This is a genomic window from Acinetobacter sp. S-1, assembly GCF_059579785.1.
Genome location: NZ_CM184207.1, coordinates 1,742,932 through 1,768,275, shown reverse-complemented (window position 1 = coordinate 1,768,275; position 25,344 = coordinate 1,742,932). Strand labels below are relative to the sequence as shown.

Sequence of the window (25,344 nt, the reverse complement as noted above, 5' to 3'; positions counted from 1 at the left end):
TTCCTCAAATTAAATTCATGATGTCCATATTGCTTGGGTTGATTTAGCTGCCACGATACGTTGAATATGAGAAAGGACTGATCAATAGAGGCACGTGAAAGTGCTGGTGAATATCATTGACTTTAAAATCAATACAGACTCTCGGATAAAAGCTATTAGTATTTAGGGCCTGAAAATAATCCCCTACTTCAAAAACCAATTGATAATGACCACGAATAAATGAGTCGACATTAAATGCTTGAATACGTCCATCTGCATCAGTGAACTGTTCATCGATTAAAATATATCCATGGCTCGTTTCCTCGAATAATTTCACCAATACTTGAATTACTGGCTCGCCGAGTGATGCACTTAAAATATGTGTGCTGATACCCGCCATTATTGAATCTCCTGATTTGAGCGAAGAAGTGCAATTTCACTTAGTTGCTGCCTCACTTCGGTTTGCTCTTGCTCAACTGTGTTTACTAAACGACGTTGTAACTCAGACAAAATCTGTTGCCCGGAACGTCCTGTGGCACGAATCAGAAAAATATGTCCAAATTTGTACTCATAATCTAAATTGCCCTGATATAGAGCTAGTTGTAATACAGCATCTGTTTCTATCTCTGCTTGTTCACGTTGGGAGAACTGCTGTTCTTTTCCAGACAAAACTGCCGCTGCTTTTTTCTCCCCAATACGTGGATGCTTAGCCAACGCTTCAGAAATTTCCGACCATTGCCAAGTAGCAGCTTGCTCATCTGCTGCCTGATAAAGCTGTTCTTTAGAGGAATAAGGACGTTTCTGGATCAATTCAGAAACCCAAGTTGGGATATGCGCACAAGCTTGTAATACCAGCCGAGCCTGGCTAGAAGCTAGTTGATTAAAAGTTTCGAGTTGCATATCCGCTCCAATTTAATGCATTGTCTGACTGGTCTGACCAGATACATTAAATTAAGCAACAAATATGCCAGTTTAAATGAGATAGGCTTTTTAATAGTTATACATACAATCGGTTTAAAACTAATTTAGGCTTATTTAAATGCGAATAAAAGAAATAAAATTCTTTCAAAAGAACTTTATGTAGACTTTTGAACACTATCCTTAAGGATAGAAAACAACAATAAAAAAAGAGACCAGTTTGTGGCCTCTTTTTTAAATTGATTAGATCGCTTCTCTGGTCATCTCACCATTCACCAACCTTAAAATTTGCAATGGATTGCTGTCTTTTAAAGCCTCTGGCAGTAAACTTTGCGGATAGTTTTGGTAACACACAGGTCTTAAGTAACGGTCAATGGCCAAGGTTCCAACTGAAGTACCTCTTGCATCTGAAGTTGCTGGGTATGGTCCGCCGTGCACCATGGCATCACATACTTCAACACCCGTTGGGTAGCCATTTATAAGTAATCGACCAGCTTTCTCTTCTAACACCGGAACCACATCTGCAAACTCGGTTAAGTCTGCTTCGTCGGCAATTAAAGTCGCGGTCAGCTGACCATTCATGCTTTGTAAAGCCTGAATGAGTTGGGCTTTATCTGCCACTTCAATGATGACAGTAGTTGGTCCAAAGATTTCTTCTTGCAGAAGTTGGTCGCCTGCCAGTAATAATTCAACATCCGCTTTAAACAGTTGCGGCTGCGCCTGATTGCCTTTTTGAGTATTGCCTGCCAAATGCTTAATACCTTGATGCTCAGTTAAATGCTCAAGACCAGCGGTATAACTTTTTAAGGTGCCAGCATTCAGCATAGTCTGCGCAGGCTTAGCGCCCATAATTTCAATCAGGTTGCTAATGAGCTGAGTAAATTCGGCTGATTTAATACCCAAGATTAAACCCGGATTGGTACAGAACTGACCACAGCCTAAAACAACTGAGTCGGCTAAGTCCTGTGCAATTTTTTCACCACGGTTTTTTAAGGCTTCTGGCAACATCAGCATCGGGTTAATGCTGCTCATTTCCGCAAACACCGGAATTGGTTGTGGACGGGCTGCGGCCATGTCACATAAAGCTCGTCCACCACGTAATGAACCGGTAAAACCCACAGCCTGAATTAAAGGATGCTTCACTAAAGGTTCACCTACGCCATTACCGTAGATCATGTTAAATACGCCTTTTGGCATATTTGATTTTTCTACTGCACGCTCAATTGCTTGAGCGACAAAGTCTGCTGTGGCCATATGCCCACTATGCGCTTTTACCACTACAGAGCAACCAGCAGCGAGTGCAGAAGCAGTGTCACCACCCGCAGTTGAGAATGCTAAAGGAAAGTTACTTGCCCCAAAGACCGCAATAGGACCAACACCGATTTTAATCTGGCGTAGGTCTGGGCGAGGTAAAGGCTGACGCTCAGGCAAGGCTGTATCAATACGGGCACCTAAAAAATCACCACGGCGCAGCACTTTGGCAAATAAACGCATTTGCCCACTGGTACGGCCACGTTCACCTTGTAAACGTGCAAGTGGCAAAGCGGTTTCCTGTGAGACGATTTCAAGAAAATCTGTACCCAAAGCATCGAGCTCATCGGCAATATTTTCTAAAAAGGTAGCACGCTGTTCAGGTGAAGTATGGCGGTAAGTTTTAAAGGCTTGACTTGCTGCTTCACAGGCCTGAGTGACCTCTTGCTCGGTTGCATGGTGAAATTCATAAGGCAAAGTTTCGCCAGTCGTTGCATTCACGCTTTTTAGTAAAGTGGAACTTTGTGCACTACGTGAACCGCCAATAAAGTTGTGTCCGATAACCATTTTATATTCCTTAGAGTGTGATAACTGAACCGATCGGTAACTCGGGTTGCATATGAGCAAGCTTATTTTTGAGTGAAAGTCCGAACTCTTTCATTTCTATTTCGAACTCATCGTTGACCTGTGCTTGGATACCATCAGCAAAAGATAAAGTGGCTGTACCGAAATAGTGAATATGAACATCCCCTGCTTTTAAGAATTGTTGATACTTAAAGTGGTGATATTCCAGATTTGCCAAGCTATGGCACATATTGTCTTCACCCGACAAAAACTCTTTTTCCCAAATGATTTGTCCATCACGGCGTAAACGGCTGGTTCCGACTAAATGTTTTGGTAATTCGCCTGTCCGTAAAGCTGGACCAAAACTACAAAAACGTAATTTTGAATGCGCCAGATATAAATAATTACGACGTTCCATCACATGGTCAGAATATTCATTGCCCAGCGCAAACCCGATTCGGTAAGGCTTTAAGTCTTCTCCAATCACATAGAGGCCTGCGATTTCAGGTTCTTCGCCGCCATCTTCAGCAAATGGGGGTAAAGGTAATTCAGCTCCCGGCCTTACCACAATTGAACCGTCGCCTTTATAAAACCATTCTGGCTGCGCCCCGATCTGACCTTGTGCTGGACGCCCCTTTTGTAGCCCCCATTGAAATATCCGCATGGTGTCGGTCACCGAGCTGTCATCGCTTAAATTTTGTTGATGCATTTTGTCGCGTGCAGATGCAGAACCTAAATGGGTTAAGCCTGTACCGGACACTAAACAGTGTGTTGGGTCTGGATGGTCTAAAGGCGGCAGTACCTTTAAGTTTGCTAATAAAGATGAATAATCATAGGTCTCCGCTTCAAAGCCTAACGCCTCAATTTGTCGTTCCAATGAAATTTTATTGCGGATTGCCAAAAGTGCTAAATCACGAACCGATTGAATATCTTTAACCGGATATGCCATGTTGCCTTCTACTTTGGCGACGGCACGTTGATTTGCACGATTTTCAAATTGAATAATTTGCATGTTTTATTCCTTACAAAGGCTTTTGAATATTCACTGTTTGTGTTTTTTGACGTTCGAGCTTGGCATACACGATGTAGGTCAGAATCAAGCCAAAAAGCATAACGATAGATAAGAAATACAAACCAGCAGCCATATTTCCCGTGTATTCTTTTAAAAGTCCGATACCAAATGGCCCGACATAGCCACCTAAATTTCCAACAGAGTTAATTAAGGCAATACCAGCCGCTGCACTTGCACCTGTTAAGAAACGGCCAGGTAATGTCCAAAACACGGCAGTTGAAGAAAATAGGCAGAACGCAACCACAGCCAAAGCAGCCAACTGCATGACTGGTGAATTTAGCCAACCACTTAAAAACATTGCACAAGCGCCTAGTGCGTAGAGAAAACTTAAATGTCCGTAGCGGTCATTTAGACGATCGGTACTACGTGGAATAATTAACAAACCAATAATTCCAAAAACGTAGGGAATGCTAGATAGGAAGCCAATTTGAAGATCAGTACCACCTCCAAATTGCTTAATAATGGTAGGAAGCCAAAGATTTAAACCATAAATACTTAAAGTCACTGGTAGGTAATACAATGCCAATAAAAGTACGCGTTTGTCTTTTAAGGCATGCAGTGGATTGGCATGTCGGGTTTGGTCATATTCGGCTTCATCTTTAACAAGTTCATTTGTAAGCCATTGTTTTTGTTCAATACTCAACCATTTCACTTTATCAATATTATCTGGCAACCACAGGAATGTCGGTAAAGCCAATAAAACCGCGGGCAAGCCAACTGCAACAAACAACCATTGCCAGCCGTGCAAATTTGCAATGCCATCCATTCCAAGTAATAGACCCGCTAAAGGCCCTGCAATCATCATGGCAATCGGTTGTGAAAGCACAAACATTCCCATGATTTTTCCGCGATGCCGCACCGGATACCACTGAGTGATGAGGTATAAAACACCAGGGAAAAAACCTGCCTCTGCTACACCGAGTAAAAACCTTAAGAGATAAAAACTTTTAGGGCCTTGAATGAGCGCCATGGCCATGGTGATGAGGCCCCATGTTAATAAAATGCGGGTAAACCATTTACGAGCACCAAATTTGTCTAAAAGCAAATTACTTGGAACTTCAAAAAGAAAATATCCAATAAAAAATAAGCCAGCTCCTAGACCATAGGCAGCATCACCAATTCCAACATCTGCACCCATATGCAAATGGGCAAATCCGACAGCGGCCCGATCAATGTATGCCACCAGATATAGTATGACTAATGCAGGTATCAGCTTAAACGTGACCGTCCGTATTACATCCTTTTCGAAATCCATGTTCGACTCCATTTCCTATTATTTACTTATAGAGCATCTTGCTCGTAAATTATCCTTTCAATTTAAAATATAGTAATACTATTTAAATTTCAAACCTTTTAAAAATAAAATTTATGGTGTATTTTTAATTTAATTAATTCTAATAGTAATACTATATAGGGAAATTTGTATGAATAACAAACAAGTTCTTCGTTCAGCTGCCTGGTTTGGTACAACGGATAAAAATGGCTTTATGTATCGCAGCTGGATGAAGAACCAAGGAATTCCAGATCATGAGTTTCAAGGCAAGCCCATCATTGGGATTTGTAATACGTGGTCTGAACTCACCCCATGTAATGCGCATTTTCGAAAAATTGCCGAACACGTAAAAAAAGGAATTTTAGAAGCGGGCGGCTACCCTGTTGAATTTCCAGTGTTTTCAAATGGTGAGTCGAATTTACGTCCCACCGCCATGTTTACACGCAACTTGGCTAGTATGGATGTTGAGGAAGCTATTCGTGGTAATCCTATTGACGGTGTAGTGTTACTGACAGGCTGTGACAAAACCACACCTGCCTTATTAATGGGTGCCGCAAGCTGTGATATTCCAGCCATTGTAGTAACAGGTGGCCCCATGCTTAACGGTAAGCACAAAGGTAAAGACATTGGTGCGGGCACCATCGTTTGGCAAATGCATGAAGAGTTAAAAGCAGGAAAAATTGATTTAAATGAATTTCTATCTGCCGAGTCTGGTATGTCACGCTCAGCTGGTACATGTAACACCATGGGCACCGCTTCTACAATGGCGTGTATGGCTGAAGCCCTAGGCACTTCTTTACCCCACAATGCGGCCATTCCAGCGGTAGATTCGCGTCGTTATGTGTTGGCTCATCTTTCTGGCATGCGCATTGTTGACATGGTTCATGAAGATTTACGTCTTTCCAAAATCTTAACCAAAGAAGCTTTCGAAAATGCCATTAAAGTCAATGCAGCTATTGGTGGTTCAACCAACGCCGTGATTCATTTAAAGGCAATTGCTGGGCGTATTGGGGTTGATTTACAACTTGATGACTGGAAACGTGTTGGCCGCGGCATGCCAACCATTGTTGACTTACAGCCTTCAGGTCGTTTTTTAATGGAAGAGTTTTATTATAGCGGCGGTTTGCCAGCCGTAATTCGCCGTATGGGCGAAGCCAATCTTTTACCACATCCACAGGCTTTAACCGTAAATGGTCAAGCCATTTGGGAAAATTGCCAGCAATCACCTATTTATAACGATGAAGTGATTCGGAAAATAGATAATCCAATTCGACAAGATGGCGGTATGTGTATTTTGCGCGGTAATTTAGCGCCTAAAGGTGCTGTGCTTAAACCATCTGCTGCCACACCCGAACTTATGAAGCATCGTGGTCGTGCAGTCGTATTTGAAAACTTCGATGATTATAAAGCCCGCATTAATGACCCAGACCTTGATGTTGATGAAACGTGTATTCTTGTGATGAAAAATGCTGGGCCTAAAGGCTACCCGGGCATGGCTGAAGTTGGAAATATGGGATTGCCTCCAAAGGTTTTAGCCAAAGGCATTACCGACATGGTTCGTATTTCCGACGCACGGATGAGTGGAACAGCGTATGGCACCGTAGTTTTACATGTTGCCCCTGAAGCTATGGCGGGTGGGCCTTTGGCCGTAGTTCAAAATGGTGACTTTATTGAACTTGATGCCTATGAAGGAAAACTTCACCTAGAAGTGAGTGATGAAGAACTTAAGCAACGTCTTGAAAATTTAGCACCACCAGCTCCGCCAAGTTTTATTGGCGGTTACCGCAAACTCTATGTAGAACATGTTTTACAAGCTGATGAAGGGTGTGATTTTGATTTCTTGGTCGGTTGCCGTGGCTCAGAAGTTCCACGTCATTCTCATTAATATTTATTCTTGAAAAAGATGATCTTGTTAAAACACAAGGTCATCTATACCATAGGATATTCAACATGTCGTAATAGTGAAATATGAGTAAAGCTGACTATAAAAATCCTATTCCAAGCAAAAGCCAACATGCGTTAATTGTTCAACAATTGGGATTAAAAATTGTTTCTGGAGAAATCTCAGAAAATGAAAAGCTCCCAAGTGAAGTAGATTTATGTGAGGAATATAAAGTCAGCCGCCCTGTCTTTCGCGAAGCAATCCGTGTTTTAAACGCGAAAGGCTTAACTTACTCAAGACCCAAAATTGGAACGGTGGTAAGGCCGAAAGAAGAATGGCATTTACTTGACCCGGATGTACTTTTTTGGCTAATTCAAACCACGCCTGAACACGAATTTTTTAAAACACTTTCTACTGTACGACGCGTTTTGGAACCAGAGCTTGCTTACATTGCAGCAAGTACGGCAAACGAAGAAGATATTGAACGTATTCAACATGCCTATGAAGGGATGGAAAAAGCGACAACAGTTGAAGAATTTATAGAGCCAGATATTCAATTTCATTTGGCAATTGCCAAAGCAACTCATAATGACTTGCTGGCTTATATGTCAAAAATGCTGGTTTTACCTTTGCAGCAATCCATTCAAGTCACTAGTCTGCGCCCAAATTTACAAGGCCATTCACTACCTAGACATAAAGCGATTTTAACCGCAATTGAAAATAAAGATCCGCTCTCGGCTCGCCATGCTTCACTTGTTCAGCTTGATGACACCAAAATGGCTTACGATTTAATTAAAAAATAATCTTTATATATTCACTATTTAAAGCCTGATCACTCAAAATAAAGTCATCAGGCTTTTTTATTTATAAATTAGAATACCTTTTTAACTGAGACAGTAAATGTCGAATCAATCGGATTTGAAATTGGCGCATCAGGTTCACCATTACTATACTTTTTATAGAAACCATCTTTGTCCAAAGCTTTGGCATACGCTAAACCAGTAGTCCAGCCATCCCCTAAATCCTTAATCAGCTCGATTTTCATATCTTGAAAGTTAGCTTCCGAGAAATTTTTAATTCTTTCATAGCCATAGTGAGCACCAAAAGTCCAAGACTCATTGATAGGCTGAGTAAAAGTTAGATCTAGATAAGTTGTTCCTCGTGAACGTTTACCTGCTGGGCCACCCATCGTATCTGAGTTATAGCCTGCATAATCTGGAGTGTAGGTAATGAAATATTTAAGAGTCAAAGGCCCATAACCAATTTGAGGCACAATTTCGCCATAGTTATAACTGGTACTTCCCGTTTCAGGCGTACTTTTAGCTCCCGGATAGTAGTAATAAAAAACCGTCATTCCAGCCGAAAACTTATCAAAAGTTTTTATATAACCTGTATAAAAATCCCACTCAACTGAAGCATCACGAAGATAGTTAGAACTTACATTTGAAGCCCAAGTCCCTACAAATAATCCATTCGGATTTGCATAATCTAGACCAATTTGTAAAGCAGGCTTACCCCAAGTTTGTTGAAAACCACGTGAGATATATTGACTTGCGAAGGTTACATTAGCACTGTATGGAGAAATTTGTTCTTGTTCATTTACTTGCTCAGCATGTACAAAACCACTAGACATAATAAGAGAAGCTATCCCTAAAATTTTTCTCATCTAATAATCCTTTTAAATATTACCTATAGGTTTAAAGTTTTAAAATAACATGATAATTCAATTTAAAACGTATTAAAAAGTTATAAATTCAAATTTCTAGACACTTCTTCTTCGCTATAGATCTCTTCAATACAATCTAAGATTTTAGGAATATATGAACTTTGGTCCATATTGCGCATCGATAGAGAAATGGGACTATAGGCTTCTAAGTCTAAGATATTTAAATAAGTTAGATTCTTCATTCCAATATCACAGGCGCTTTCCGGAATAATACAAATACCCTCCCCAGATGCCACCAAGCCAAGTGCCATATGAATTTCGCGGACTTCAGTCAGTTTGGCAGGAACAAGACCTAATTTGGTAAATAAAGCTTGAATAGTAGTCGAAAAATTCGGCTTAGGTGTCGTTGGATAAGAAAAAATTGTCTCATTGATAATTTGAGATAAATAAATTCCTGATTCTTGGAACTCACTTAAAGGATGTTTTTTATGAATCGCGAGTTTTAATTTTTCTTTTCGAAGTAGAAGTCGCTTAATGGCTGGATCACTAATCGGCAATCGACCAAAACCTAAATCAATTTTTCCTAACTTTAAGGCTTCGACCTGATCTCGTGTACCACATTCAATAAGCTCGACATGAATGTCAGGATTTTTTTGTCTAAATAGATAAATGACCTGTGGTAATCGTCCATAAAGAAGCGAACTCACATAGCCAACTTTAACAACATTCTCGACCAGCTTCATTTTTTTTGCCATAGAAGCAGCTTGAGCTGTATGGGTCAAAATCTGTACCGCATGTTGGTAAAAAAACAGCCCTGCCTCTGTCACTTTTAATGGACGTGAGCCTTTCAAGAACAGATCAATGCCTAACTCTTCCTCTAGTTTTTTAATTTGACGCGTGAGTGGTGGCTGAGCAATAAAAAGCTTTTCTGCGGCTTTAGTCAGACTTTGTTCTTCAACAACGGTAACAAAATAACGTAGATGTCTTAATTCCATTAATATACCTTTTTAGTATCTTAAAATACCGTTCTATATCTATTTTAGGCTATTACATTCTTCTATGGTATGTAAACAAGTTCGTAATAGTTGAAACTTCATGTATAGAACCATAGAAACCATACTTGTGGATATTCCAACTATCCGTCCTCACCAGCTGTCTGTGACTACAATGCGTACTCAGACTTTGGTGCTCGTTAAAATTACGACCACGGATGGTATTGTAGGTTGGGGTGAAGCGACCACCATTGGTGGACTGAACTATGGTGAAGAAAGTCCTGAAAGTGTCAAAGCCAATATTGATACTTACTTTGCACCATTACTCGCATCAGTTAAAGATTTAAATGTTGCTCAAACACTAAAACTGATTCGTAAGAATATTAATGGTAACCGTTTCGCGAAATGTGCCATTCAGACTGCTCTACTTGATATTCAGGCAAAACGTTTAGGCGTGCCATTAAGTGAAGTTTTAGGTGGCCGTCTGCGTAATAGTTTACCTGTACTTTGGACGCTCGCGTCTGGTGACACAGAAAAAGATATTGCTGAAGCTCGAAAAATGATTGAGTTAAAACGTCATAACACGTTCAAACTCAAAATTGGTTCACGCCCTTTGCAACACGATGTTGATCATGTGATTGCAATTAAAAAAGCACTCGGTGCAGATATTAGTGTACGCGTTGACGTAAATCGTGCATGGTCAGAGCTGGAATGTATTCAAGGTATTCAACAGCTTCAAGATGGCGGGATTGATTTAATTGAACAGCCTTGTGCTATTCAAAACACAGAAGCACTTGCTCGCCTAACACAGCGTTTTGATGTCGCAATTATGGCAGATGAAGCTTTAACTGGTCCCGACAGCGCATACCGTATTGCAAAAAGCCATGGTGCTGATGTATTTGCAGTAAAAATTGAACAATCTGGTGGTCTGATCGAAGCGTGTGAAGTTGCCAAGGTTGCAGGTTTGGCTGGTATCGACCTATATGGCGGCACTATGCTTGAAGGTCCTGTAGGAAGTATTGCATCGGCCCATGTATTTGCAACTTTTGAAACGTTAGCGTTCGGCACTGAATTATTTGGTCCGTTATTACTTACCGAAGAAATTTTAAAAGAGCCGCTACGTTACGAAAACTTTGAATTGCATTTGCCGACAGCTCCGGGCCTAGGCATTGAAATTGATGAAGATAAGATTGAGAAATTACGTCGTTAAGGCAACAGGATAAGGAGTTTCCCATGTTATTTCATGTACGTATGGATGTGCATATTCCACTTGATATGCCAGCCGACAAAGCAAATGAAATTAAGGCCGTTGAAAAGGCTTATTCGCAAGACTTACAACGCCAAGGTAAATGGCGTCATATCTGGCGAATTACAGGTCAGTACTCGAACATCAGTATTTTTGATGTAGAGAGCAATGAAGAATTGCACAACATTTTACAAGGTTTACCTCTCTATCCATATATGGACATTGAAGTGATGGCACTTAACCGTCATCCATCTTCAGTTCGTGATGATGATTCGTAAATAGAAAGAATTTTTTAAATGCGATCTCTGAAGTCCATTTAAAAACCAAGCAGATTATTCAGAAGGTAACAAGGAACGTGGCGGCACTTATTCGCTAGCAAAACCAAATGCCCGCAGCGCTGCCACCCAAAACCGTATTGCATACTTAAGGAGTTTTAGTATGAACCGTCAACAAATTGATGCGCTTGTAAAACAAATGAATGTCGACACTGCAAAAGGCGAAGTTGATGCACGTGTTCAACAAATTGTAGTGCGCCTTCTCGGGGATTTATTTCAAGCCATTGAAGATTTAGACATCCAACCATCAGAAGTATGGAAAGGTTTGGAATATTTCACAGATGCTGGTCAAGCAAACGAACTTGGTCTTTTGGCAGCTGGCTTAGGTTTAGAGCATTATCTTGATTTACGTGCAGATGAAGCTGATGCCAAAGCTGGTGTTACGGGTGGCACACCACGTACCATCGAAGGCCCACTTTATGTAGCTGGCGCGCCTGAATCTGTTGGTTTTGCACGTATGGATGATGGTACAGAATCTGGCAAAATCGATACCTTAATTATTGAAGGTACCGTAACTGATACTGATGGCAATATCATTGAAAATGCCAAAGTTGAAGTATGGCATGCCAACAGTTTAGGTAACTATTCATTCTTTGATAAGTCTCAATCTGACTTTAACTTACGCCGTACTATCTTGACTGATGCAGATGGTAAGTATGTTGCATTAACCACTATGCCTGTAGGTTATGGTTGCCCGCCAGAAGGTACAACTCAGGCCCTTCTTAACAAATTAGGCCGTCATGGTAACCGTCCATCTCACGTTCATTACTTCGTTTCTGCACCGGGTTACCGCAAGCTGACTACTCAATTCAACATTGAGGGTGATGAGTACTTATGGGATGACTTTGCTTTCGCAACCCGTGATGGCTTAGTTGCAACAGCAGTTGATGTAACTGACCCAGCTGAAATTCAACGCCGTGGTTTAGATCACGCTTTCAAACACATCACATTTAACATCGAACTTGTTAAAGATGCCGCTGCTGCTCCTTCAACTGAAGTTGAACGTCGTCGTGCTAGTGCTTAATTGAAAGTATATGTGAGTTAAAAGTTCGCTTTTGACTCACAAAATTTATTCCATTTATTACTACCATTAAGAATTTAAATAAATTTTTAGCGGTAGTAATACATCACGTTACCTCATGCTCTAAGGTTTCTCACATGATTGACAAAAGTAAGTCCTCACTAAGCGAGGTTCTATCGCAGATTAAAGATGGTGCAACCATTCTGATTGGTGGTTTCGGTACCGCAGGACAACCCGCTGAACTCATTGATGGTCTTATTGAACTCGGTGTTAAAGATTTAACTATCGTCAGCAACAATGCCGGTAATGGTGACTATGGCTTGGCGAAACTGCTTAAAGCAGGTTCAGTTAAAAAAGTCATCTGCTCTTTCCCGCGTCAGTCTGACTCTTATGTTTTTGATGAACTTTACCGTGCGGGAAAGGTCGAGCTTGAAGTCGTACCACAAGGTAATCTGGCGTGCCGTATTCAGGCAGCAGGTATGGGACTTGGGGCGGTATTTACCCCAACAGGCTTTGGAACACTTTTAGCCGAAGGCAAAGAAACCCGCGAAATTGATGGTAAAGACTATGTGCTTGAGTATCCGATTAAAGCTGACTTTGCCCTGATTAAAGCTTACAAGGGCGACCGCTGGGGCAATCTGGTTTACCGTAAATCTGCACGTAACTTTGGCCCAATCATGGCCATGGCTGCTGATGTCACCATTGCTCAGGTTTCTGAAGTGGTTGAACTCGGTGGATTAGACCCGGAACACATCATCACCCCAGGTATTTTTGTACAGCACGTTGTACAAGTAGCGCCAGCACAGTAAGCAATAAGGAGAAATAACATGAGCTACCAGAAACTCAGCCGTGACCAGATTGCACAACGTGTGGCACAAGATATTCCAGATGGTGCCTATGTGAACTTGGGTATTGGCCTACCAACCAAGATTGCCAGCTACTTACCTAACGATAAAGATATTTTTCTTCATTCTGAAAATGGCCTGTTGGCTTTTGGCCCGCCACCGGCGGCAGGTGAAGAAGACCCAGAACTGATTAATGCAGGTAAAGAATTTGTGACCATGCTTGAAGGCGGCAGCTTTTTCCACCATGGCGATTCATTTGCCATGATGCGTGGTGGACACCTTGATATTGCTGTACTTGGCGCATTTCAGGTAGCTGCCAATGGTGACTTGGCCAACTGGCACACGGGTGCTCCCGATGCGATTCCTGCAGTAGGTGGTGCGATGGATTTAGCTGTGGGTGCCAAGAAAGTATTTATCACCACAGACCATGTGACCAAGCAAGGTGAGCCGAAGATTGTGGCTGAGCTAACTTATCCAGTAACAGGTAAAAAATGTGTTGACCGTATTTACACCGACCTATGTGTGATTGATGTGACCAATGATGGTTTAAAGGTGATTGAGAAAGTTGAAGGTCTTAGCTTTGATGAGTTACAGGCTTTAACTGGTGCAACTTTAATTGATGCAACTCAAGGGTAAGTTTAAACAGCAGTAACTATCGTGACAGGCGACATGGATGTCGCCCGTTGGACAGGGAGGCAAGGAAGCCTCCTCTGTTCAACAAAGGTTTTTGTTACTTTTGACCTTTCAAAAGTAAGGTATCACTTAAGCAAAAGACCTACGGATATCACAGTAAATTACAGCCGTGATGTTATCCGCTGATATGAAGATTTATAAATCATCACAACGTAGTCTTATCTGTTTAAGCCAGATGCCACCAGCTAATTCGTGTCACTTTTTTAAAAAAGTAACCAAAAACCTTTGTTACTCAGACACAACATCCCTGTTGTGCTGAGCAACGAGGCGACTTCCATGTCGCCACCGTGAAATACCTACGGAGAATGGCTAAAAAGGCCTGAAGTAAAGGACAAAAGTTAGAATGAAAAACGCTTATATCATCGATGCCATCCGTACCCCATTTGGCCGTTATGCCAGTGGCCTTGCTCCTGTCCGTGCCGATGACCTTGGTGCTGTGCCGATTAAAGCGCTCATGCAGCGTAACCCAAATGTAGATTGGGAACAGGTCGATGATGTGATTTATGGCTGTGCCAACCAAGCCGGTGAAGATAACCGTAATGTCGGCCGTATGTCAGCACTTCTTGCTGGTTTACCGTATCAGGTGCCAGCAACGACTATTAACCGTTTGTGTGGTTCTTCACTCGATGCGATTGCCATTGCTGCTCGTGCCATTAAGGCTGGTGAAGCGAACCTGGTGATTGCAGGTGGTGTAGAAAGCATGAGCCGTGCACCCTATGTGATGGGTAAGTCTGACAGTGCTTTTGGCCGTAGCCAGAAGATTGAAGACACTACCATGGGCTGGCGTTTCATTAACCCTAAACTTAAAGAATTGTATGGTGTAGACACCATGCCCCAGACTGCCGAAAACGTAGCTGAACAGTTTAACGTTAATCGTGCAGATCAGGACCAGTTTGCCTTGGTGAGCCAACAACGCACCGCAAGCGCGCAAGCCAAAGGCTTTTTTTCTAAAGAAATCGTGGCAGTTGAAATCCCTCAGCGTAAGGGTGATGCTGTTGTGATTGATACCGATGAGCATCCTCGTGCATCGACCACACTTGAAGCTTTAAGCAAACTTAAACCTGTGGTTAAAGCAGATGGTTCTGTGACTGCAGGAAATGCTTCAGGCATTAACGATGGTGCAGCAGCTCTACTGATTGCATCTGATGAAGCAGTTCAGGCTTATAACCTCAAACCACGTGCCAAGATCATTGCTTCAACAGCAGTGGGTGTAGAACCACGCATTATGGGTTTTGCTCCGGCACCAGCCATTAAAAAATTACTAAAACAAGCCAATCTGACTTTAGATCAGATGGATGTAATTGAACTTAATGAAGCCTTTGCTGCACAGGCTTTGGCAGTGACCCGTGATTTAGGCTTGCCAGATGATTCTGACAAAATAAATCCAAACGGTGGGGCAATTGCATTAGGTCATCCGCTTGGGGCATCAGGTGCACGCTTAGTCACTACAGCCTTAAACCAGCTTGAGCAAACAGGTGGTCGTTACGCTTTGTGTTCAATGTGTATTGGGGTGGGTCAAGGCATTGCTTTGATTATTGAACGTGTTGAAGCACTTTAAGGAGAAACAAATGCCATCTTTTCAATCTGCCGATGCACAAATCAACTATCAAACCTTTGGCCAGCCATCTTCCCCTGCTCTGGTGTTTTCCAATTCTTTGGGCACCAACTATGGCATGTGGCAAAAACAGTTTAATGAGTTAAAAGATCAATTTTTTGTCATCTGCTATGACACACGTGGCCACGGTTCATCATCTACGCCTGAAGGTCCTTACACTGTAAAGCAATTAGGTGAAGATGTTGTCCATTTACTGGATCATCTGAATATTAGTAAAGCTGCTTTTTGTGGAATTTCTATGGGTGGTTTAACCGGTCAATGGCTGGCAATTCACTACCCTGACCGTTTTAGTCATGTAATTGTGGCAAATACTGCCGCTAAAATTGGACAAGAACAGGCATGGCTTGACCGTGCAAAATTAGTACGTGAGCAAGGTTTACAACCAATCGCCGCTACAGCTGCTTCGCGATGGTTTACAGATCCCTTTATCCAAAGTCACCCTTCAATTGTCAACAACCTGTGTAACGACTTAAGTGCTGGCAGCGCAATGGGTTATGCCAATTGTTGTGAGGCTTTGGCTAAAGCGGATGTCCGTGAGCAATTAAAAGATATCAAAATTCCTGTATTGGTGGTTGCTGGAACTCAAGACCCTGTAACAACCGTTGCAGATGGTCAATTTATGCAGCAGCGCATTCCACAATCACATCTTGCAGAAATAGATGCCTCTCATATTTCCAATGTAGAACAGCCAGAAGCTTTTAATAAAATCCTAAAGGATTTTTTATTAGGTTAATTTAATGATTCAAAAAAAATGGCCTATAAAGGCCATTTTTTTATATCTCGTAGAAACTTAATACCGAATCATCACCGATTTTAATTCGGTGTAATCTTCAATAAATGCATCTGAAAACTCTCTGCCAATTCCTGAAGCTTTCACGCCGCCAAATGGAACAGATGGATCTAAGAACGTATGCATATTGACCCACAAGGTTCCTGCTTCAATTTTAGGAATTAATCGCAAAGCTTTAGACAAATCATTTGTCCAGATACTTGCGGTTAAACCAAAGCGCGACTGATTCATAAGTTGAATAAGTTCTTCATCAGTGTCAAACGGCATTACACCAACCACCGGACCAAAGGTTTCTTCTGAAAATAAAGGATCGTCCGTATTTTTGAAGGAAATTAAAGTCGGCTGTACAAAATATCCTGTCTGATCTAGAGCCTCACCACCGGCAATAATCTGGTTGTTGGCTTTAGCCATATCTAAATAATGTTTCACTTTATTAAAATGTGGCTGATTAGAGAGTGGACCAAACATACTTCCTTCATCCATAGCCGATCCAATTTTAAACTGCGAAAGTGCTTTAGAGAGTTTCTCGACAAGTTCATCATGTTTTGTACGGTGTACAAAAAAACGCTCTGGGGATGCGCAAACTTGGCCTTGATGTACAAAAGTTGCTTGTAATAAAGTTGGTAAAATCTCATCAATATTTGCATCGGCCAAAACGGCTATTGCATTTTTACCACCCAGCTCCAGACTTACACGGGTTAAATCACTGCTCATCGCGAGCTTACCAATCGCAATGCCTGTTGGTACTGAACCTGTAAACGAGACTTTCTTAACGAGCGGCGACTCAATTAAATATTGTCCTGTATCACCTTTACCCGTAACCACATTAATCACACCAGCCGGTATACCTGCCTCAATGGCAAGTTCGGCTAAACGCAATAAAGATAAGCTGGCAAACTCACTTGGTTTAAGCACAATGGTACAGCCAGTTGTTAAAGCTGAACCGATTTTCCAAACACCAATCATCAGTGAAAAATTCCAAGGCACAATCCCTGCAACTACCCCCACTGGTTGCCTTAAAGTAAAGGCCGTATATTTCTCACCTTGCATAGAAGGAATAGACGGTTGCATGGTTTGACCATTAATTTGAGTTGCCCAACCCGCAAAATATCTTAAGAAAATAACAGATTGTGCGACCTCAAGATGACGGGAAATATTGATAAGTTTTCCAGTAGACAACGATTCGAGCTGTGCAAGTTCTTCACCATATTGCTCAATTAAATCGGCGAGCTTATTTAGTTTAACGCCACGTTCATACGGCGTAGTTTCAGCCCAAGCATTTTGAAAAGCATGTTCGGCATTTGTTACCGCACTATCTACATCGTTTTGACTACCAATACTAATTTGAGCCACAACTTGTTCAGTCGATGGATTTACAATATCCACTTTATCTAAAAGCTCGGCAGCAACTAATTTTCCATCAATAAAATGTCCATGTTGTCGTGCCATAAATTGCTGTACGCTTTCTAAAATCTGAACTTCACTCATTTTCTTTTCCTCTTTTCATTTCTAAACTTTTGTTATGACAGCAACTACGTGACCTGATTCAAAATAAAGTCTGCACCGCGTTCACCAATCATGATGGCAATTGCATTGGTATTACCACTTGGAACTTGTGGGCAAATAGAACAATCCACCACACGTAAGTTTTTAAAACCATGTACTTTAAGTGTCTGATCTGTGACCGAATCTTGCGGAGCATTGCCCATTTTGCAGCTACCTGCGGGGTGATAAACCGTTTTAATGTTCTGACGCATCCATTTATCAAACGCTTCAATATCATCAGGATCGATATTTGCAGGCTCAACGACTTCTTTGACAATCGCTTTCAATGCTGGTTGTTGTAATAGGCGAAGTCCGGCCTGTACCGCACGGATATTTGCGTCAATATCTTCTTGATGGCCTAAATAATTAGGGTCAATGACAGGCAAATCTTTTGGATCTTTACTGCTTAACCGTAAAATCCCACGTGCTTTTGGCTGTACATGTCCGACTTTAATGGTAAGGCCATGTGCCTGAGCCGCTGCTTTTTCACCGGGGGTATTATCGAAATTATCCAGCACAGGTAAAAAATGAAATTGGACATCAGGTCGACCATTGTTGTTTGTGTCAATAAAACCACCACCTTCTAGAATATTGGTGGTTAGCAATCCTGAACGTGTAAAACACCATTGTAAAAAGTGTCGTACTGCGGCTAAACCGTGGTCTTCACCGAGCAGGCTGTTATTGGTTGTTACTGTCGCATTAACCGACATATGCAAATGGTCGTGAAAATTGTTACCTACAGGTAAGTCACGAATGCATTCTATTCCGAGTTCATCTAAATGCTGTTTTGGGCCAATTCCCGAAAGTAATAAAACCTTAGGACTGCCAATTGCACCAGCGCTCAGAATAACTTCTTTTTGAGCCTGTACCGTAATCGGTGATTTTCCGTCAACACTGTAAGTAACCCCAGTAACCTGATCACCTTGAGTTTCAATTTTATGTACTAAGGCATCCGTAATGACCGTAAGATCTGGGTGGTTTTCGACTGACTTTAAATAAGTTTTTGAGGTACTCGCCCGAGAACCGTTTTGAGTAGTAGTTTGATAAAACCCTACCCCAGCCTGATCCCAACCATTAATATCATTGACATAATTCATCCCCATTTGTTGACCTGCTTTAATACAAGCAAGTGTTAAAGGATGGCGATAGCGATTTTCGCTGACAGGTAAAATGCCATCTTGTCCGTGATATTCATCAGCAAGACTTTCATTTTTTTCTGCTTTCTTAAAAAAAGGCAGCACATGTTGATAAGACCACTGATTGCATCCCCATTCCGAGGACCATAAATCATAATCCTGTCGTTGGCCTCGGCAATAGATCATGCCATTAACCGAGCTTCCACCTCCCAACACTTTTCCTTGTGCAAGGATCATTTCACGATGATTACAATATTTCTGCGGAACAGTCATGTATTGCCATGATTTTTGCTGGAATACTATAACCACCGTTGCAGGTATAGTATGAAACATACTGCTATCTCGGCTTCCAGCCTCTAGAACAAGAACACGCCCTGCCTTGGCTTCTAATAGTCGTGCTGCGACTACACAGCCTGCTGAGCCAGCACCGATCACGATATAGTCATATTGTTGATTCATCTGATTTCATCCTAATTTTATTTCTATGAATGCACCGCCAATAAACACGGTCTCCTTCGCTCTGATTTAATAAATGTATTGCAAAATTAACTGCGCATAGACATTGGTTTTGTAATCATAGTTTTGTGTACCACCACTATGAATATCGTGTTTCGGTTTATAGAGCCCAACTAAAGGAATAACATTGAATTTTTTATTGACCGACCAGACTGAAAAGACATCCAGCTCATGTCCATCTACATTAGTTAAAGACTTATTTACTGTTTTGAACTTATAGGCCAAAGCACCCAACATAAAATTTTCTTTTAGATTCATACTGTAAGAAATTTGATGAATATCGGCATTTTTATTGAATGGACCAGCATAGTTTCCGGCAACTTCACCTTGAAACCACGTGCCGAACCCGACCGTATTTCCATAAAACATCGGATCGTATTGGTCTGAAAAATGGCTAAAACGATAACCTAATGAGGGCGTATATTTTGAAGATAAAAAGTTATAGTTCAGCGCTAAGTAGCCAGCATTTTCGTGGCTATCTTTTTTATCTTGAACTACAAACTCAGTCTTAACTTGCAGCTCTGGCAAAGGTTGATAATTCAAGCGTAAAGCATAATTTTTAAGGTCTTGTCGTCCTGAAACCTGTTCAGCATCTTTAAGGTCTAATACGTTTAAATAGGTAAACCCAACGCCCTTATTTTTAAGCTGATACATCAGATCAGTCACAAATAGTTCAGGTGAAAATTGTGCTTTATTGTCTGACTTTAAATATGCCAGCTTTAACGTTGTATTCTCTTGCGGTTTGTATTGAAGCAAACTTGTAAAATCAAAGCTTCGACGAGCTGCCAGATAATATGCTCCGCCCCGATCTAGTGTGCCGTCCGCAGGCGCTTTACCGAGATTTAATGCATCACCCGCAATAAAGAATCCGTCACCAATCATGATATTTTGTCGACCAATACTTAAATCATAGGTCGTTAACTCATCTTTATTGGTGCCGTCTTTAAAACCAATGATCCATTCATTCACATCTGTTTTACGTTCTTTGCCATTACTATTTTGGCCTGCGTCTCCATCACCAAATGTTGCCGAGCTAATACCGCTCAAGCTTGCATAGAGCTGATTGTTTTTGAAGGTGTATTGTCCTTTTGCACCATATTTAAGATGACCTTCTTGCCAATTGATTCTTTCATCATCTAGGTTTTCACCGTTATAGCTTTTACCGCTACTAAAAGCCCCAAAAGTTGCTTCAAAAGTTGGCTTAATTTCAAGCTCACCAGCATGCACAGTTGAAAAAAATGAGACAAAGAGAGTCCCTCTCATAACCCGAGAAAATAAATTTTTCATTGAGAAATTCCTTTTTTGTGAACGGTCTAACCGTGCTCAGGTATGGGTAACCTATTCGTTACCCATTCTGGCTTATTCACATTTTTATTAATGGTCGTGCTGTGTGTTTTGCTCTTCTTCACCCAAGTTTAAAGTCGGGGTGCTGTCAAAGAAGTTCCAAGGTTTGATGAGCGTATTTACCCATTCTGTTGGCATAATTGGCCATTCTTCAGCACGTGCCACATGGGTGGTGCCTGTTGTCATCCACACCACAAGATCTTTATTTTCAATATTCTCATTGTTGCCAATGAACTGTCCTAACCCTGTGTCATGAGTCGAACGATTTGAATATTTCCCTTCAGGATAGCGTTCATCTGGATTGTACTGAGTCACCCAAATTTGCTTATCCATAAAGTTCAAACGTTTAAATAACCATTCATCTTTAGAAAAATTGGCTCCTTTTGCCACAGGGTGTGTTCCACCTGCAAACGGAATCAATTGGTAAGAAACTGGATTACCTAATTTATTTTCCTTGTTGAAATTCGTGAGTAAGCGAATCGTAGATGGGTCAAATTTTTCAGCCGCATTTTGCTCATTCGTAATGACTTTACTATCAATTTGCATTGAACTTGTACGAACACCGCCTTTGTCATTGGCTTTCACCACTGGGTCCATATGCATAAAGCTGTTGTTTTCCCCATCTACATCCATGTCTAAGCGGAAGTTATAGATGTGCTGATGCGTTGTACCCACAATATTATGGTCAATTAAAGTTCCATATTTGGTGTCTTCTTTTGCGGTACTGTCATGCATGGTGCGTGATTTAACGCCTTTAACAGCTTCAATACCCGTTGCACCCGCATTAATCCCAATTACACCATTTTGGGCAAATACCCAGTCAAACATGTAATCGTAGTTTCCAACCGTACTAATCCAGCGCACAACAAGTTCACGGCGGGCTTCACTGGCATCTTGATTACCAAAAATTTCGTGATGTTTATATTCAGGCCCAGCATAACGTTCAAACACGGCAATGGCATTTGGAATCACTTGTGGCTGGCCTTTATAGTCAGCAATCACGGCATCAAGTAAAACAGCGTTGTCGGGTGCATCTGTTCCCGGAATAATAGATGAGGTAAGTGTTCCCATACCATATTCGCCAGAATCCAAATAAGATTTGAAGTACCATCCAATATCAGGGTCACCATATGGAACTACCATTCCACCCAAGTTCCCTTCATACATGACTTTACGCTTTACGCCCTTATCTTTATAAGTCACAGTTGAAAGCTGCAAGCCAACACGAGAATCTAACGCCACATGCAAACACCAGTTGCCCCAATGTATGGTTTGACCGGTAATGCTAAAGTTCTTACCCTCAGGTTCAGTAATATTGAGTGGTTTTAGCTTACTTGCTACGGGTTTATTCGACATATAAGGTCGATTTGCCATCGGCACAGGAATGATTGCGCCTTCTTCAATCTTGATAATTTTTTCTTTATCTAAATCGACTACAGCAACTAGGTTCTCAATAGGATGCGCCCAATAGTTACCATCCCCAACATCGAGGTAAGCAACGACTTTTAATATATTAAGTTGTTTATCCAGACCATCTTTACCGCCAAAATATCCAACAGTTAGCGGTGTAGCAATCACTTTCTTCACATCGGTAATGCCGCGTTTGCGTAACGCGTCTTGATATTCTTTACTCGTCTCAATTACACGCTGTACGGCTTCAAAATTATCGAGCAACACCATTCCATGAGTGTCTTTAAGTACATTCCATTTTGTGACTTGTTGAGTATTAAGATTAACTTCACCTTCAATCGCTTGATTGCCCTTTAATAAAATAAATGAGGCAGTACGATCTTCTTTAAAATCTTTATGATTAATAAAGTAATCCCAAACTTTTGCTTTTTCAGGCTCTTTAAGCTTTAACTCGGCAAAACGCATATTTTTATAGGCGTATTTCGAACGGGTAATCACATCAAATGTTTTTTTAATTTCGTCAGAGTTTAGGCTATTGAGCGGGTGAAACGTATTTTCAATTTTAAAAGTTTGATCTAACCCAGACTGGAATACTTCATTAAAAAAATCTTTTCCAATAACAGGTTTATTGTCTTTAATTAATAATGGGACGCTTAATTTTAGAGGTTTTCCATTCACTAAAACCTGATTTGAATTTGGCTTGGCTCTTACCACGATAGAGCCTTTGGTAATTGTATAGGTATTGGTAAAGTCATCTTTGACAACTTTAGCGCCTTGCTCACTCATGTTTTGATAAAGTGAGACCATGTCTGCCTTTCCACCATGAGCAAACGCTTGAGTATTGAGTCCCCAAAAGCTTGCAGCGATTGATAAGTTAAGTGCCAGTATTTTTTGTATGTCATTCAATAATCGTTGTTTACGCATTGGTTTCATCCTTTTCATCTATCCCTGAACTATCTGAATCAGACAGTTAAAATGCACTTCCTGTGAGTGAAATTCATTAGACCAACTTAATAGTTTTATGGTTATTAAGCTTATCTAACCTGCTCTAATGAATTTAATTTCAACACACTTACATAGGGCTAGCTTGTTCAAGAATGACGTCGAATTTGTCTAAAAATGACATTAAAAGAAGAAATATTTAAACCGGCATACCCTCTCTAAATTCTTTAGGAGAAATACCATAAGTCTTTTTAAAGATTTTTGAAAAATGAGCACCGTCCCAGAAACCCCACTTCAAGGCAATTTGGGTAATCGAACTCTGTTTGTTCTTTTTATCAAGCAAATCTGCTTTGACTTTTTCTAGACGCTTGAGCTGTATATATTTGTTAATAGATAAATTTTCTTGAAGGAACAAACGGTAGAGATGACGTAGAGATACCCCAATATGCTCTGCAATTAATTTAGGTGTTAAATCGGGTTTTGCTAAGTTTTCTATAATATAGCGCTCGGCTTTTTCCATTAGATTATTGGAGCTATGAACATTTTTATAATTGATTGTGGGTTTGATTAAGGCGATCAGCGCATCTTCAAAAGCATTACCGTCTTCGGTTGCGTACCAAAGTTTGATGTTTTCTGCAGACATATTTTTCAAAATATTCTTGAGTAAAAAACCACTCATATTTTGAGTAATCAGTTTTCCAAAATATTCAGTACTAATATTTTCTTTAAGTAATTTTTCACGTGAGAGATGGACTGAAATCTGGCTGACTAATCCCTGCGGATACATTGAAATGGTTTCGACCGGATCGACCAACACAATATCGCCTTCATTCAGGCTTAGCGTTTCATTTTTATACTCGAGCAGCATTTTTCCCGAATACTGCAAAATCAAAAAACAAAAGCGATTATTCACTCGATCAATTTCATCGGCTTTTCGGACAATTTTATTGGCATTGTTTTTGATAAAAGCAATTTCGGTATCGCCCAATAAAAAGCACTGAACTTCACCAATGAATAAATTACGGGTTCCGTCAAAATCGGTTTCAAAATTGCCGCACACACTTTTAATATGGTGCGTCCATGTGAGTAATGCATCGCTTACATATTGGTTCATCCCTTACCTCTCTATACAGGTGCCACCGCTCAAAATTTTGCGTTTGTGGTGGTGCACTGTCTTGGCTTATTTGCAATCTTGTTTTATTGATAAACAAATTGTGTGCCAAAAATTCCTTATCCTTGGAATTGTTTTGATGATAGTCAGCTAGATGTGAAGAAGCTGATAAATCAATTCAATTTATCAGCTTAATGGGACTTATGCTACTCCTGCAAAATCTCGCAGCATGGTAATAAAAATATCCTTTTGCTCCTCAGAATACTTTTTAAACACCTCATTTTGGTGGCTGTTGGCAATATCAAATAAATACTGCGCCGTTTGTTTACCTTTCTCGGTCAGTGCATACAAATTATCGTGATCGACCAATAATCCTTCAAATTTTAAGATTTCAGCCGACCTTTCAACTTCCTGCATTGGCATAGCAATATCACGCGGTAAATCTTCCTTACTTGAGGCAGTACCACTGGCTAAAACCAGTAAAAGACGTGATTCACTGGTACGGAAACCAGAAGCCATTTGCTTAGGAATATAGTCTGTTTGATAAGCTTTAAAAGCACGACTCATTAAATAGCAAACATTGTTATATAAGTGCCCATAATGTGTTTGGTCTACGCCGTTCTGTTCAGTTTGCTTAACTTGAAGACTTGGATGCGGCATGACACAAGAATATGCACCTTGATGGTAAACCAATGGACTTCGGCCTTGGTCATGGAAACGAACCACTTTACCAACAATAATCCAGTGGTCACCACCTGCAATCACTTGATAACGTTCGCACTCAAACACCGCAGAACAATTTTCTAAAATGGGTGCGCCTCCTGCGCCAAGTTGAAAATTTGTGTCGGCAAATTTATCAATATTGCGTCTCGAAAACTTATTAGATAGCTCAATTTGCGTACCCGATAAAATATTGACTGCAAAATGTGTCGCTTCTTCAAACACTGAAAAGCTTGAAGACTTTTTATCAATGCTCCACAAAATAAGTGGTGGATCGAGTGACACCGAGTTAAAACTATTTGCAGTGACTCCTACTTTTTCACCTTGTGCATTTTGTGCAGTAACAATGGTAACGCCTGTTGCAAAATTTCCTAATGCTCGTCGGAACTGTAGTGGATCGACCGTAAACTCATCTATTTGTTGTAATACATTCATCATCTTTCTCCTAAACCTTCTCTTACATCCATATAAATCGCGA

At 40.9% G+C, this 25,344-nt stretch carries 22 protein-coding genes; 9 read left to right on the top strand and 13 right to left on the bottom strand.

Translation table 11 applies throughout. From position 1 onward, the window contains the following. Positions 1-43 precede the first annotated feature (43 nt). The 5 genes from uraH to abaQ form a co-directional block, all read right to left on the bottom strand. Positions 44-379 (bottom strand): hydroxyisourate hydrolase, encoded by a 336-nt coding sequence (uraH, locus tag AC52J8_RS08415; protein WP_068530032.1) that lies wholly within the window; start codon positions 377-379, stop codon positions 44-46. Further along, the gene (uraD, locus tag AC52J8_RS08410; protein ID WP_086399379.1) at positions 379-879 is read right to left on the bottom strand and encodes a 2-oxo-4-hydroxy-4-carboxy-5-ureidoimidazoline decarboxylase; all 501 of its coding nucleotides are present in this window, start codon (positions 877-879) and stop codon (positions 379-381) included. Before uraD ends, uraH begins: the two co-directional genes overlap by 1 nt. 261 nt (positions 880-1,140) lie before the next feature. Beyond that, positions 1,141-2,715 (bottom strand): aldehyde dehydrogenase (NADP(+)), encoded by a 1,575-nt coding sequence (locus AC52J8_RS08405; RefSeq protein WP_208753279.1) that lies wholly within the window; start codon positions 2,713-2,715, stop codon positions 1,141-1,143. A gap of 10 nt (positions 2,716-2,725) precedes the next feature. Further along, positions 2,726-3,724, bottom strand: coding sequence for an AraD1 family protein (araD1, locus tag AC52J8_RS08400; RefSeq protein ID WP_044103390.1), 999 nt, complete (start codon positions 3,722-3,724; stop codon positions 2,726-2,728). A 10-nt stretch (positions 3,725-3,734) separates the two neighbouring features. Continuing rightward, on the bottom strand, positions 3,735-5,039 hold the full coding sequence (abaQ, locus tag AC52J8_RS08395) for a multidrug efflux MFS transporter AbaQ (RefSeq protein ID WP_032063327.1): 1,305 nt from the start codon (positions 5,037-5,039) through the stop codon (positions 3,735-3,737). A 169-nt stretch (positions 5,040-5,208) separates the two neighbouring features. Between abaQ and AC52J8_RS08390 the strand changes: the two genes are divergently transcribed. Both AC52J8_RS08390 and AC52J8_RS08385 read left to right on the top strand, forming a co-directional pair. Next, entirely contained in the window at positions 5,209-6,942 is a 1,734-nt protein-coding gene (locus tag AC52J8_RS08390; protein ID WP_086399382.1) for an IlvD/Edd family dehydratase, read from the top strand. 83 nt (positions 6,943-7,025) lie between these two features. Then, positions 7,026-7,742 (top strand): FadR/GntR family transcriptional regulator, encoded by a 717-nt coding sequence (locus AC52J8_RS08385; RefSeq protein WP_086399383.1) that lies wholly within the window; start codon positions 7,026-7,028, stop codon positions 7,740-7,742. Between the two features lie 68 nt (positions 7,743-7,810). On the opposite strand, the gene AC52J8_RS08380 is transcribed toward AC52J8_RS08385, so the two are convergent. Together AC52J8_RS08380 and AC52J8_RS08375 are read right to left on the bottom strand one after the other, a co-directional pair. Continuing rightward, on the bottom strand, positions 7,811-8,605 hold the full coding sequence (locus tag AC52J8_RS08380; protein WP_197738994.1) for a TorF family putative porin: 795 nt from the start codon (positions 8,603-8,605) through the stop codon (positions 7,811-7,813). Between the two features lie 80 nt (positions 8,606-8,685). Beyond that, positions 8,686-9,600: a LysR family transcriptional regulator gene (locus tag AC52J8_RS08375; protein ID WP_086399384.1), complete on the bottom strand. Its 915-nt coding sequence runs from the start codon at positions 9,598-9,600 to the stop codon at positions 8,686-8,688. Positions 9,601-9,700: 100 nt separating this feature from the next. Here AC52J8_RS08375 and AC52J8_RS08370 point away from each other — a divergent pair, with 100 nt between their 5' ends. From AC52J8_RS08370 to pcaD, 7 genes are all read left to right on the top strand, one after another. After that, positions 9,701-10,807, top strand: coding sequence for a muconate/chloromuconate family cycloisomerase (locus AC52J8_RS08370; RefSeq protein WP_086399385.1), 1,107 nt, complete (start codon positions 9,701-9,703; stop codon positions 10,805-10,807). 23 nt (positions 10,808-10,830) lie between these two features. Next, a complete protein-coding gene (gene catC / locus AC52J8_RS08365) occupies positions 10,831-11,121 on the top strand; it encodes a muconolactone Delta-isomerase (protein WP_000897235.1) in 291 nt (96 codons plus the stop codon). 160 nt (positions 11,122-11,281) lie between these two features. Next, positions 11,282-12,202, top strand: a complete 921-nt coding sequence (gene catA, locus AC52J8_RS08360; protein ID WP_002113693.1) for a catechol 1,2-dioxygenase — start codon at positions 11,282-11,284, stop codon at positions 12,200-12,202. Between the two features lie 134 nt (positions 12,203-12,336). After that, entirely contained in the window at positions 12,337-13,008 is a 672-nt protein-coding gene (locus tag AC52J8_RS08355; RefSeq protein ID WP_017386040.1) for a 3-oxoacid CoA-transferase subunit A, read from the top strand. Between the two features lie 18 nt (positions 13,009-13,026). Beyond that, the gene (locus AC52J8_RS08350) at positions 13,027-13,680 is read left to right on the top strand and encodes a 3-oxoacid CoA-transferase subunit B (protein ID WP_063098930.1); all 654 of its coding nucleotides are present in this window, start codon (positions 13,027-13,029) and stop codon (positions 13,678-13,680) included. A 400-nt stretch (positions 13,681-14,080) separates the two neighbouring features. Then, the gene (gene pcaF / locus AC52J8_RS08345) at positions 14,081-15,295 is read left to right on the top strand and encodes a 3-oxoadipyl-CoA thiolase (RefSeq protein ID WP_496538909.1); all 1,215 of its coding nucleotides are present in this window, start codon (positions 14,081-14,083) and stop codon (positions 15,293-15,295) included. Between the two features lie 10 nt (positions 15,296-15,305). Further along, a complete protein-coding gene (pcaD, locus tag AC52J8_RS08340; RefSeq protein WP_496538908.1) occupies positions 15,306-16,085 on the top strand; it encodes a 3-oxoadipate enol-lactonase in 780 nt (259 codons plus the stop codon). Positions 16,086-16,142: 57 nt separating this feature from the next. Here pcaD and AC52J8_RS08335 read toward each other — a convergent pair whose 3' ends face one another. The 6 genes from AC52J8_RS08335 to AC52J8_RS08310 form a co-directional block, all read right to left on the bottom strand. After that, a complete protein-coding gene (locus AC52J8_RS08335) occupies positions 16,143-17,630 on the bottom strand; it encodes an NAD-dependent phenylacetaldehyde dehydrogenase (RefSeq protein WP_086399388.1) in 1,488 nt (495 codons plus the stop codon). A gap of 44 nt (positions 17,631-17,674) precedes the next feature. Beyond that, positions 17,675-19,282, bottom strand: coding sequence for a GMC family oxidoreductase (locus tag AC52J8_RS08330; protein ID WP_086399389.1), 1,608 nt, complete (start codon positions 19,280-19,282; stop codon positions 17,675-17,677). 66 nt (positions 19,283-19,348) lie between these two features. Then, positions 19,349-20,566, bottom strand: coding sequence for a hypothetical protein (locus AC52J8_RS08325; RefSeq protein ID WP_086399430.1), 1,218 nt, complete (start codon positions 20,564-20,566; stop codon positions 19,349-19,351). A gap of 147 nt (positions 20,567-20,713) precedes the next feature. After that, a complete protein-coding gene (gene tynA / locus AC52J8_RS08320; protein WP_086399390.1) occupies positions 20,714-23,026 on the bottom strand; it encodes a primary-amine oxidase in 2,313 nt (770 codons plus the stop codon). A gap of 208 nt (positions 23,027-23,234) precedes the next feature. Next, the gene (gene feaR / locus AC52J8_RS08315) at positions 23,235-24,149 is read right to left on the bottom strand and encodes a transcriptional regulator FeaR (protein ID WP_032060578.1); all 915 of its coding nucleotides are present in this window, start codon (positions 24,147-24,149) and stop codon (positions 23,235-23,237) included. 198 nt (positions 24,150-24,347) lie between these two features. Next, positions 24,348-25,304, bottom strand: a complete 957-nt coding sequence (locus AC52J8_RS08310) for a p-hydroxyphenylacetate 3-hydroxylase reductase component (protein ID WP_086399391.1) — start codon at positions 25,302-25,304, stop codon at positions 24,348-24,350. Between the last annotated feature and the right edge of the window lie 40 nt (positions 25,305-25,344).

Coding starts and splice junctions, on each gene's coding strand:
- uraH (WP_068530032.1), bottom strand. CDS start 379: ATGGCGGGTATCAGCACACATATTTTAAGTGCATCACTCGGCGAGCCA.
- AC52J8_RS08390 (WP_086399382.1), top strand. CDS start 5,209: ATGAATAACAAACAAGTTCTTCGTTCAGCTGCCTGGTTTGGTACAACG.
- abaQ (WP_032063327.1), bottom strand. CDS start 5,039: ATGGATTTCGAAAAGGATGTAATACGGACGGTCACGTTTAAGCTGATA.
- AC52J8_RS08385 (WP_086399383.1), top strand. CDS start 7,026: ATGAGTAAAGCTGACTATAAAAATCCTATTCCAAGCAAAAGCCAACAT.
- AC52J8_RS08375 (WP_086399384.1), bottom strand. CDS start 9,600: ATGGAATTAAGACATCTACGTTATTTTGTTACCGTTGTTGAAGAACAA.
- AC52J8_RS08405 (WP_208753279.1), bottom strand. CDS start 2,715: ATGGTTATCGGACACAACTTTATTGGCGGTTCACGTAGTGCACAAAGT.
- AC52J8_RS08310 (WP_086399391.1), bottom strand. CDS start 25,304: ATGATGAATGTATTACAACAAATAGATGAGTTTACGGTCGATCCACTA.
- AC52J8_RS08335 (WP_086399388.1), bottom strand. CDS start 17,630: ATGAGTGAAGTTCAGATTTTAGAAAGCGTACAGCAATTTATGGCACGA.
- uraD (WP_086399379.1), bottom strand. CDS start 879: ATGCAACTCGAAACTTTTAATCAACTAGCTTCTAGCCAGGCTCGGCTG.
- AC52J8_RS08355 (WP_017386040.1), top strand. CDS start 12,337: ATGATTGACAAAAGTAAGTCCTCACTAAGCGAGGTTCTATCGCAGATT.
- feaR (WP_032060578.1), bottom strand. CDS start 24,149: ATGAACCAATATGTAAGCGATGCATTACTCACATGGACGCACCATATT.
- AC52J8_RS08350 (WP_063098930.1), top strand. CDS start 13,027: ATGAGCTACCAGAAACTCAGCCGTGACCAGATTGCACAACGTGTGGCA.
- catA (WP_002113693.1), top strand. CDS start 11,282: ATGAACCGTCAACAAATTGATGCGCTTGTAAAACAAATGAATGTCGAC.
- AC52J8_RS08370 (WP_086399385.1), top strand. CDS start 9,701: ATGTATAGAACCATAGAAACCATACTTGTGGATATTCCAACTATCCGT.
- AC52J8_RS08330 (WP_086399389.1), bottom strand. CDS start 19,282: ATGAATCAACAATATGACTATATCGTGATCGGTGCTGGCTCAGCAGGC.
- tynA (WP_086399390.1), bottom strand. CDS start 23,026: ATGAAACCAATGCGTAAACAACGATTATTGAATGACATACAAAAAATA.
- pcaF (WP_496538909.1), top strand. CDS start 14,081: ATGAAAAACGCTTATATCATCGATGCCATCCGTACCCCATTTGGCCGT.
- AC52J8_RS08380 (WP_197738994.1), bottom strand. CDS start 8,605: ATGAGAAAAATTTTAGGGATAGCTTCTCTTATTATGTCTAGTGGTTTT.
- catC (WP_000897235.1), top strand. CDS start 10,831: ATGTTATTTCATGTACGTATGGATGTGCATATTCCACTTGATATGCCA.
- araD1 (WP_044103390.1), bottom strand. CDS start 3,724: ATGCAAATTATTCAATTTGAAAATCGTGCAAATCAACGTGCCGTCGCC.
- pcaD (WP_496538908.1), top strand. CDS start 15,306: ATGCCATCTTTTCAATCTGCCGATGCACAAATCAACTATCAAACCTTT.